The sequence below is a fragment of the Cellulomonas hominis genome, from assembly GCF_005239125.1.
GTDB lineage: Bacteria > Actinomycetota > Actinomycetes > Actinomycetales > Cellulomonadaceae > Cellulomonas > Cellulomonas hominis_A.
This window is the reverse complement of record NZ_SZYE01000153.1, coordinates 1-9,593: the sequence shown is the minus strand read 5'-3', so window position 1 is coordinate 9,593 and position 9,593 is coordinate 1. Positions and strand designations below refer to the sequence as shown.

Below are 9,593 nucleotides of genomic sequence, written 5' to 3'. Positions count from 1 at the left end.
CGCGAACGCCTCGTCGTCGACCGCCGGATCCCCGGGCAGGCCGGCGGGCGCGTCCCCGGGCAGGCCGGCGGGCGCGTCGTCGGGCGTGCCGCCCGGCGAGCCGGCGCCGCCGGCCGGGTGCTGGTCGCGGTGCTCGTCCACGGTGGCCTCCTCGGGGTCGTGTGCGCCCGTCACCGGTGCGGTGCTGGCGCCTCCACCCCGTCTGTGTCCCCGGGCCGCCGGGGCTTGCACCCCGGGCCACGGCCCGCGGGGGTCAGTCCGCCGCCCACACCTCGCGCAGCCGGGACCGGGCACGGGACAGCGCGGCGTCCGCCCCGCCGCGGGACACCCCGAGCACGAGCGCCAGGTCGTCGCCCGACAGCCCCTCCCAGGCGGTGAGCAGCAGCACCTGCCGGTCGCGGACGCTGAGCCGGGCCAGCGCCTCGCGCACCCGCTCGTCGCGCACCGCCCGCACCGCGGGGTCGTCGGGATCGGGCTCGTCGGGCACCGTCTCGACCGGGACCGGGCGGCCCTTGCGCCGGTGGTTCGCCAGCACGAACCCCGCGGTCCGGTAGAGCCAGGGCAGCTCGTGGCCGTCGGGCACCTCGCCGCGCCGGCGCCAGGCCACGGTCAGCACGTCGGCCGCCAGGTCCTCCGCGTCGTCGCCCGCGCCCCGGCGCAGCAGGTACCGGTGCACGGCGGACGCGTGCCGGGCGAACAGGTCCTCGAACCACGGCGCGTCGTGCGCGGCGGCGGGGCCGTCGGCGTCGCCGGGTCCCGCGGGCACGTCGGCGGGCGCGTCGGACCCCGTGGCGTCCGTCCCGGCGGCAGGCTGTCGAGCGGTGTGCACGCGTTCCCCTCGCGTCGGCGGCGGGGCGCGCGCGACGGCGCACGCCTGTGCCACCACTGTGTCGCGTCGGGGCGGGTCCTTGCACCGACCCGGCGGGCGAGTCGCCCCGGAGTCCGGCCGGCCTCCGCGGCGGGGCTCAGCGCGGCGCGGGCCCCACCGGCGAGATCCCCAGCTCGTGCACCAGCAGCAGGAACGCCCGCCCGTACGGCGTCGCGCCCGTCTCCCGCTGCACCCGCTCCCAGTCGATCTGCTCGCGCAGCGCCCGGACCATCGCGATCATCCGGGTGAAGTCGCAGTAGTGCTCGCCGAGCACCCGCATCTTCGCGGAGATGATGTCCGTCGCGTCCAGCACCGGCATCCGGACCGCCAGCACCTCCATCACGTCGGACCGGCCGAGCATCTCGTGCGTGATCGGCTCCCCGACCATCCGGAACAGGATGTCGACGAGCGCCCCGTGGTGGAACGCCTTGAACAGCCAGTTCTCCGCGGGGTCCTGGACGTCCAGGCCGGCCGCCGCGAGGGCCGCCTTGGCCTGCGGGACGTCGTCCTCGGAGATCGCGAAGTCGGCGTCGTGGTCGGGCTCCGGCGCGCCGCGGGCCCACGCGGCGTAGCCGCCGACCAGGGCGAACGGGATGCCCGCCTCCTCCAGCGCGACCGCCGCCATCCGCAGGGCGTCCTGCAGGGCGGTGCGGGGGTCGGGCGGGTCGGCGGCACCGGGGCCCACCTCGGCACCCGCGACAGCTGCGGTGGCGGCGTCGGAGGTCATGTCCCCGGAGTCTGCACGACGACGCGCGCGTCCGCAGGACGACGGGGAGAATCGCGGTCGTGCGACTCGCGACGTTCAACATCCTGCACGGGCGGAGCCTCACGGACGGCAAGGTGGACCTGGACCGGTTCGCCGACGCCGTCCGCGGGCTCGACGCCGACGTCCTCGCGCTCCAGGAGGTCGACCGCGACCAGCCGCGGTCGCACCAGGCCGACCTGACCGCGGTCGCCGCCGAGGCCATGGGCGCGCAGGCCCACCGGTTCGTCGCCACGCTGCACGGCCACCCGGGCACCTGGACCGCGGCGACCGGCGAGGACCAGCCGACGATCGCCGCCTACGGCATCGCGCTGCTCAGCCGGTACCCCGTGAGCACGTGGCGCGTGCTGACGCTGCCGACGCTGCGCCGCCGGGTGCCGATGGTGCACCGCGGGAGCCGGCGGCCGTCGCTGGTGCAGGACGAGCAGCGCGCCGCGCTCGCCGCGGTCGTCGAGACGCCGGACGGGCCGCTCACCGTCGTCGCCACGCACCTCACCTTCATCACCGCGTGGAACGTGATGCAGCTGCGGCACCTCGTGCGCGCCTGCCGGGCCCTGCCCCGGCCGATCGCGGTCACCGGCGACCTCAACCTCGAGGGCGCGACCCCGGCCCGCGTGTCCGGCTGGCGCTCGGTCGGCCGCGTCGACACGTTCCCGGTCGCGGTGCCGGACCGGCAGATCGACCACGTCCTGCTCGACGGGCCGGTCGTGCCGTCGAGCGAGCCGATCGCGGTCGACACGGGCATGTCGGACCACCGCGCGCTGGTCGTCGACCTCGCGCTCGGCGAGGACCGCCCGCGCGGCTGAGCCGGGAGACCCGGGTCAGTCGGCCTCGGGGTCGACCAGGAACCACACGGTCTTGCCGTCGGCGCCGTGCTCGTCCACGCCCCAGGTGCGCGACAGCGCCTCCACCAGCGCCATGCCGCGCCCGCTCACCGCGGTCGGCGCCGGGTGCTGCACCTGCGGGCGGGCGGGGCTCTCGTCCGTCACCGAGACGCGCACGCCCCGGTGGTCGATCCGCACCGCCACCCGCACCCGGCCGTGCTCCGGCCCGTGCACGACGGCGTTGGCCACCACCTCGCCGGTCAGCAGCTCGATCACCTGGTTCGCCGACCCCGAGACACCCGACGCGGCCACCCGGTGCATGATCCAGTGCCGCGCCGCGCGCGGGGCCGACCGACGGGCGTCCAGGACCAGCTCGTCGTGCTCGGCGCGCGCGTCGGCGCGCCTCGCTCCCGGCGCCGAACGGAGGTCCCTGACGTCACCCACCCGCCTACTGTGCCTGACGCGGCGCGTGCGCGCTGACCGAACGACACGCCGGGTAGGGGTGTCGCGGGCGTCCCGGGGGTGCCGGGCACCGGTCCGCGGCCGTACTGTCGCAGGGCACGGCAGGCGCCGGAACGGGCTCCGCGCCGGTGCCGGTCGCCCAGCCGCCAGGAGGTCCCGTGCCCGTCGACCCCGCCGACGCCACGCCCGGCCCCGCACCCGCGGGGCTCGTCCTGCGCTCCGCCGCGGGCCGGGGCACGCTGCTCGCGACGGTGCTCGGCTCCGCGCTCGTCTTCCTGGACGGCACGGTGGTCGGCATCGCGCTGCCGGCCATCGCGGCCGACCTCGGCGCGACCACCGCCGGGCTGCAGTGGACGGTCAACGGCTACGCGCTCACCCTCGCGGCGCTCCTGCTGCTCGGCGGGTCCCTGGGCGACCGGTTCGGCCGGCGACGGGTGTTCGTCATCGGCACGGTCGCGTTCGCCGCGGCGTCCGTGCTGTGCGCGCTCGCCCCGACCGTCGGGCTGCTCATCGCGGCCCGCGCGCTCCAGGGCGTGGGCGGCGCCCTGCTCACCCCCGGCTCGCTCGCGATCCTGCAGGCGACGTTCGTCGCCGGGGACCGCGCGAAGGCCATCGGCGCGTGGTCGGGCCTGAGCGGCGCGGCCGGGGCGGTCGCGCCCTTCCTCGGCGGCTGGATCGTCGAGCAGGTCGGCTGGCGCTGGGTGTTCGGCATCAACATCCCGCTCGCCGCGCTGGTCGTCGTCGTGGCCGTGCGGTTCGTGCCCGAGTCCGCCGACCCGGAGGCGTCCGGGCAGCTCGACGTGCTGGGCACCGTGCTCGCGGGCGTCGGGCTCGGGGCGCTCACCTGGTCGCTCACGGCCTGGTCCGAGGAGGGCGGGCTGACCGGACCCGTCGCCGCCGTCGGGTCCGCCGGGGTGCTGGCGCTGGCCGGGTTCCTGGTCGCAGAGGCGCGCTCCGACCACCCGGCCCTGCCGCTGCGGCTGTTCCGGTGGCGGCCGTTCGCCGCCGTGAACCTCGCGACGCTGCTGGTCTACGCCGCGCTGACCGGCATCTTCTTCTTCCTGCCCGTGACCCTCCAGGTCGTGACGGGCTGGTCCCCGCTGGCCGCCGGGATCGCCTCCCTCCCGGTGACGCTGCTCATGCTGCTGCTGTCCGCGCAGGGCGGGGCGCTCGGGGCGCGGATCGGGCCGCGCATCCCGATGACGGTCGGGCCGCTGCTGGCCGGGGCCGGAGCGGTGCTGCTCGGCGGCATCGGGCCCGACGCGGCGTACCTGCTCGACGTGCTCCCCGGGGTGCTGCTCGTCGGCGTCGGGCTGGTGCTGACCGTCGCACCGCTCACCGCCACGGCGCTCGCCGCCGCCCCGGACCACCTGGCCGGGGTGGCCTCCGCGACCAACAACGCCGTGGCCCGGGTCGCCGGCCTGCTGGCGGTGGCCGTCCTGCCGCTGGTGGCCGGCGTCGGCGCGGGGCTGTCCGACCCGGACGTGCTCGCCGACGCGCACCCGGTCGCGATGCTCGCGTGCGCCGGGCTGATGGCCGCGGGGGCGGTCGTGTCGGCGATCGCGATCCCGGGGTCCGCGGCGGAGGTGACCCCGCCGGCGTCGGTCGTGCCGACGGGGTCGGGTGCACCCGCGTCCCCGGAACCACCGAGCGCCCCCGGGCCCGTGGGCGGCGACGGCCGCGACTGAACGGGCGGGGTGCGACGCGGCGCGCCATGCGGTCTCCCGGGCCGCTGGGTGGCGCGGTCCGCGGCGGTGCCCGGTCGGTGAGCGGGCACCGAGTCCTCCACAGGACGGACCGTGTGTCTGGTCCCCAGGGCAGGCGCTCCGTCCGAGGTCGTGTCGGAGGTCGCCGGTAGCGTTCTTGCATGGTTGACCTGCAGGAACACCCCGACGGCGACACGCTCGCCGGCCTGGTGCTGCCGGTCTACGGGCCCGACGGTGTCTGCCTGACGGACTACGGCCCGGACCCCGTGGTGGCGTTCGGCGGGGCGCCGCGCACCGGTGAGCAGCGGCAGGTCGAGGCGATCGCCGCCTGTCCTCCCGGGCCCGTGCTGGACGCGTGGTTGCGGGGGCTGGACCTGACGGTGCTGGCCCCCGCCGTCCTCGTGGAGGTCGTGGCGGCGCGGGTGCGGATGGAGGCCCACCAGCACGCCGCGATGCTGGACGCCGTCGCCGAGCTCGCGACCCGCCCCGAGATGGCCCCGGACTGGTCACCGCTCGCGGGAGCGCCACCCACGCACCCGAGCGTGGCCGGGGACGAGCTGGCCATGCGGCTGGGCTGGGCGCGGGTCTCGGCGAACAAGACCGTGAACCGGGCGCTGCTGCTGAACGGGATGCTGGCCGCCACCGGACAGGCCCTGCAGACCGGCCACATCGACGCCGCCAAAGCCGACGTGATCGCGGCCGGGCTGACCGACCTGCCCTACCAAGCCGCGCACGCGGTGGAGACCGCGGTCCTGCCCGACGCCGCGCAGTGCTCCCGCAAACAGCTCGAGCAGCGCGTGGCCCGCGAGGTCCGGCTCGCCGACCCCCACGGTGAGGCCGGGCGGCACACCCGGGCCCGGTGCAGCCGCCGGGTGACCCACCCCCGGCGCCGCCCGCACGGCATGGCCGCGATGTGGGTCGTGCTGGCCGCGGAGGACGCCACCCGGGTGGACGGGGTCCTGGACCACACCGCCCGCGCCGCCAAGGCGCTGGGCGATCCCCGGACCCTGGACCAGCTGCGCGCCGACGGCCTGCGCGACCTCGTGGTCGGGGACGTGCCCGAGTCCGACGGTCCCGCGTTCGAGGTGCACCTGGACCCACCCGCCCCGGTGCTGCCGACCCCGCGCCGAGGGGCGGACTGGCTCGTGACCACCACCCGACGTCAGCCCGTGCGCCCACGCCCGGTCGAGCCGATCCCGACCGCCACCCTCGTCCCGGTGACCGAGCGCCCGTCCAGCCACGCGGTGACCGATCCCGCGCCCAGCAGGGCGCCGACGGCGCCCATGTACGACACCGCACCGGCGCGGACCGACGCCGTGCCCGCCACCGTGCCGAGCGAGCCCGGCACCGCGCCGGCCGTGCCTGACACCGCACCCACGGTGCCCACCTCCACACCGACCGCTTCCGCGCCGACCGAGCCCGCGCCCGGCACCGCGCCGACCGGGGCGACCGCCGCGCGTCGCGGCTGCGGGCGCTGCGCCGGGCGACCCGGCGCCGAGGTGCGAGTCACCATCGCCGCCTCCACCCTCCTGGGCCTGGACGACAAGCCCGCCGACCTCGACGGGTACGGCCCCATCGACGCGGTCCGCGCCCGGGCGCTGGCCGACGGCGGGGTGTGGCGGCGGGTGGTCACCGACCCGGTCACCGACCAGGTCCTGGACGTGGGGCGCGAGCGGTACCGACCACCCGCCGGGCTCGCGGAGTTCGTGCGCACCCGGGACAAGACCTGCGTCGCACCGGGCTGCACCTTCCCGGCACGGCACGCCGACCTGGACCACACCATCGAGTACCACCGACAACCCGGCGACCCACCCGATCAACCTTTGGGCCGGACCGATGCCGGCAACCTGGGCCCGCTGTGCCACCGCCACCACCGCCTGAAGACCGACGGCGGCTTCCGGCTGCGCCAGATCCAACCCGGGCTGTTCGAGTGGATCACCCCCGCCGGCCACCGGTACCTGGTCCGACCCGGCACCGGCCGGACCTACGACGCCACCGCCGACCCCCACGACGCACCGCCACCGTTCTGAACCCGGGTGCCGAGCGGCGCCGGCGTACCCACGGGACTCGGACGTGCAGCTGCGCCGTCGGGCCGTGGTCGTGCAGGCGTGCCGTCGGGACGTGGACGTGGACGTGCAGGTCTCCCGGCGGGACGTGGCCGGCGCAGGACGCCGACATCGGCTGCTCCCTCGTCGGTGCCTCGTCGGTGCCTCGTCGGTGCCTCGTCGGTGCCTCGTCGGTGCCCTGTCGGTGCCCTGCGGCACCATGTCCCCCATGCCCGACTACGTCGCCCACCTCACCGTCCCCGACGTGCCCGACGACGAGACCCGCGCCGGGATGGCGGACGCGCTCGGCGCGCTGCGCGACGACGCCCCGCCGGGGTTCGTCGGGCCGGGCCGGGTGACGTTCGACCTGCGCGGCGAGGCGCCCGACTTCGACACGGCGGTCCGCGCGGCGCACACGCATGCGGCCGAGATCCTCGACGACCTGGCGTGGGAGGTCGAGATCGAGGTCCTGGGCTGAGCCCTGGGCCGCGGTCTCAGTCGGCGAGGTTGTCGCTGAGGATGTCGAGCACCCGGTCGTGCGTCGCCTGCGCGACTGCTCCGGTCCGCGCCGCCACGACCCCGACCAGCGACTCCACCAGCACCGCCAGGGCGATCCGTGAGGTCCGCTCGAGCTCGTGCTGGAACGTCGTCGCGGCAGGCGCCACCACGAGCTCCAGGTCGGCGAGCTCCCCGAGCGGCGACCCCCGGAACGACGTGACGGCCACGACGGCGGCGCCCCCCTGCCGCGCTGCCCGCGCCACCTTGAGCGTCGCCTCGCTGGCCCCGGACCCGCTGAGCACCACGCACCCGTCGCCGGGCACCAGCCCGCGGGCGGCGATCTGCTGCCCGATGGAGTCGGCGACGAAGTCCGCGGGCCGGCCGACGGCGGTCAGCCGCATCGCCATGTCGGTGGCCAGCGGCGCGGACAGGCCGTTCGCCAGCACGAGCAGCCGCCGGGAGCCGGTGAGCACGCCGACGGCCCGTTCGACGGTGTCCTCGTCGAGCACCGCGGTCATCTGGGGCAGCGCCGCGGCGAGCGCCGCGATGTCGGCCCGGAGCCGGCCGAGGGCGCTGGACCCGTAGTCGACCTCGGCGTCGCGGTGCGCGAGCTCGGCCGCGAGCGCCACCCGCAGCTGGGGGTACCCCCGGTAGCCGATGGCCTGGCACGCGCGGACGACGGTCGACCGCCCGACGCCGACCCGGTCGGCGACCTCCTGGGCGGTGCTCTCCACGACCCGCTCGGGCTGGTGCAGCACCTCCTCCAGCACCCGGCGTTCGCTGGCGAGCACGGTGGGCAGCGCGGTGGCGATCCGCACCGTGGGGTGGGCGACGACGTCAGGGCTGGACGGCACGGGCACGGGCTCCCTCCATGATCCGGCGGCGCAGCGCCCCGGACGCGGCGTCGACGGCCACCGTGACCACGACGACCACGAGGAGCAGGACGCCGACCGTGGACCACTGCCGGTACTGCGTGTAGGAGGTGAGCATGTCACCGATGCCGCCGACGCCGATGAGGCCGAGCACGGCGGACGACCGGACGTTGATCTCGAACCGGTACAGCCAGAACGACCCGAACGCGGGGAGCACCTCCGGCCAGACGCCCCAGCGGAGCACGTGGGCCCCCGAGCCGCCGGCGGCGCGGACCGCCTCGACCGGGCCGCGGCCGATGCCCTCGATCGCCTCGTAGCCCCACTTGCCGAGCGTGCCGACCCCGTTGACAGCGAGCGCCAGGGCGCCGGTCAGCGGCGTGAGCCCGGTGACCGACAGGATGACGATCGCGATGATGATCTCGGGGACGGCGCGGATCACCGCGAACACCAGGCGCAGCGCGCCGCGCACCGGTGCGGGCCCGTGGCCGCGGGCGGCGAGCAGGCTCAGCGGGGTGGCCACGAGGATCCCGAGCACCGTGCCGAGCCACGCCATCGCGACGGACCGCCAGGTCTGCCGGAGCGCCTCGGGCAGGGCCGACCAGTCGGGGGCGCTGAACATCAGCCACAGGTAGCGGACGACCTCCGACGGGAGGTCGGCGAGCCGGCCCCAGGAGATGTCGACGGACCAGAACGCGGCGACGACCACCACGACGACGGCCGCGGACAGCGCGCGGGGCGCGAGCCGGGACGGGCGCGGCGGCGGGACCACGGCGGCGCCGACGAGCAGGGCGCCGCGGGGAGCACGGGTGGTGGGGGTGGCGGGGGCGGTCACACCAGCCTCCGGCGGGCGGCGCTGCTGACGGCCTCGAGGACGAGCACCACGACGAGGATCTCCAGGATGATGAGCGAGAGCTGGTCGTACCGGTAGAACGACCGCACGGCATCGATGAGCAGGCCCATGCCGCCCGCGCCGACCAGGCCGAGCACGGACGACGCCCGGACGTTGAGCTCCAGGACGTACAGGAGCTGGTTCCAGAAGCCGGGCATCATGTCCGGTACCGCGACGGAGCGGTTGACCTGCAGCTGCGTGCCACCCGCCGCACGGGCCGCCTCCAGCGCGCCGGTGTCGGCGGCCTCCAGCTGCTCGGACACGAGCTTGACGACGATCCCGACGTCGAACAGCACCAGGGCGAGGATGCCGGGCAGGGCGCCGACGCCGACCATCGCGACGAGCACGGAGGCGTAGAGCAGGTCGGGCACCGCCCGCACGACGTTGAGGACGGCTCGCACGGCGCCGCGCAGGGCCCGGTGCGGGTTGGTGGTGCGCGCGGCCCAGAGGCTGAGCGGCAGGGCGACGACGCCGGCGACGGCCGTCGCGATGACCGCCATCTGCAGGGTCTCGAGCAGCGGCCCGACGGTGCGGGGGAAGAACGACCAGTCGGGCTGGAGCAGCGCGACGATCTTGTCCGCGCCGTTCCGCCAGTTCCTGGCCAGCGCACCGAGGTCGACCTCGACGCCGATCCCGGGGGCGAGCGTCAGCGCGGTGACGGCGAGC

10 protein-coding genes are annotated in these 9,593 nt (G+C 76.5%); 4 read left to right on the top strand and 6 right to left on the bottom strand.

The window, feature by feature from the left end; translation table 11 throughout:
* Positions 1-253: 253 nt before the first annotated feature.
* Entirely contained in the window at positions 254-829 is a 576-nt protein-coding gene (locus tag FA014_RS15200; protein WP_419178412.1) for an RNA polymerase sigma factor, read from the bottom strand.
* A 136-nt stretch (positions 830-965) separates the two neighbouring features.
* Positions 966-1,595, bottom strand: coding sequence for a nucleotidyltransferase family protein (locus tag FA014_RS15195; RefSeq protein WP_154730494.1), 630 nt, complete (start codon positions 1,593-1,595; stop codon positions 966-968).
* Positions 1,596-1,654: 59 nt separating this feature from the next.
* Here FA014_RS15195 and FA014_RS15190 point away from each other — a divergent pair, with 59 nt between their 5' ends.
* Positions 1,655-2,437, top strand: coding sequence for an endonuclease/exonuclease/phosphatase family protein (locus FA014_RS15190; RefSeq protein ID WP_154730493.1), 783 nt, complete (start codon positions 1,655-1,657; stop codon positions 2,435-2,437).
* Between the two features lie 15 nt (positions 2,438-2,452).
* On the opposite strand, the gene FA014_RS15185 is transcribed toward FA014_RS15190, so the two are convergent.
* Positions 2,453-2,899 carry an ATP-binding protein gene (locus tag FA014_RS15185; protein ID WP_230323215.1) on the bottom strand — a complete coding sequence of 149 codons (447 nt, stop codon included), beginning with the start codon at positions 2,897-2,899 and terminating at the stop codon, positions 2,453-2,455.
* A gap of 176 nt (positions 2,900-3,075) precedes the next feature.
* Here FA014_RS15185 and FA014_RS15180 point away from each other — a divergent pair, with 176 nt between their 5' ends.
* From FA014_RS15180 to FA014_RS15170, 3 genes are all read left to right on the top strand, one after another.
* Positions 3,076-4,605 carry a DHA2 family efflux MFS transporter permease subunit gene (locus FA014_RS15180; RefSeq protein WP_154730492.1) on the top strand — a complete coding sequence of 510 codons (1,530 nt, stop codon included), beginning with the start codon at positions 3,076-3,078 and terminating at the stop codon, positions 4,603-4,605.
* A 179-nt stretch (positions 4,606-4,784) separates the two neighbouring features.
* Positions 4,785-6,653, top strand: coding sequence for an HNH endonuclease signature motif containing protein (locus FA014_RS15175; RefSeq protein WP_154730491.1), 1,869 nt, complete (start codon positions 4,785-4,787; stop codon positions 6,651-6,653).
* Positions 6,654-6,897: 244 nt separating this feature from the next.
* Positions 6,898-7,146, top strand: coding sequence for a hypothetical protein (locus FA014_RS15170; RefSeq protein ID WP_154730490.1), 249 nt, complete (start codon positions 6,898-6,900; stop codon positions 7,144-7,146).
* A 16-nt stretch (positions 7,147-7,162) separates the two neighbouring features.
* On the opposite strand, the gene FA014_RS15165 is transcribed toward FA014_RS15170, so the two are convergent.
* The 3 genes from FA014_RS15165 to phnE (FA014_RS15155) all read right to left on the bottom strand — a co-directional run.
* Entirely contained in the window at positions 7,163-8,020 is an 858-nt protein-coding gene (locus FA014_RS15165) for a MurR/RpiR family transcriptional regulator (protein ID WP_195969309.1), read from the bottom strand.
* Entirely contained in the window at positions 8,004-8,870 is an 867-nt protein-coding gene (phnE, locus tag FA014_RS15160; RefSeq protein WP_419178411.1) for a phosphonate ABC transporter, permease protein PhnE, read from the bottom strand. Before phnE (FA014_RS15160) ends, FA014_RS15165 begins: the two co-directional genes overlap by 17 nt.
* Positions 8,867-9,593 (bottom strand): phosphonate ABC transporter, permease protein PhnE (phnE, locus tag FA014_RS15155; protein ID WP_154730489.1); only part of this gene is annotated, 727 nt, incomplete at its 5' end. The genes phnE (FA014_RS15160) and phnE (FA014_RS15155), both read right to left, overlap by 4 nt.

Bases quoted from the DNA above. Each gene is read 5' to 3' on its own strand.
- FA014_RS15195 (WP_154730494.1), bottom strand. From the start codon at position 1,595: ATGACCTCCGACGCCGCCACCGCAGCTGTCGCGGGTGCCGAGGTGGGC.
- FA014_RS15175 (WP_154730491.1), top strand. From the start codon at position 4,785: ATGGTTGACCTGCAGGAACACCCCGACGGCGACACGCTCGCCGGCCTG.
- FA014_RS15170 (WP_154730490.1), top strand. From the start codon at position 6,898: ATGCCCGACTACGTCGCCCACCTCACCGTCCCCGACGTGCCCGACGAC.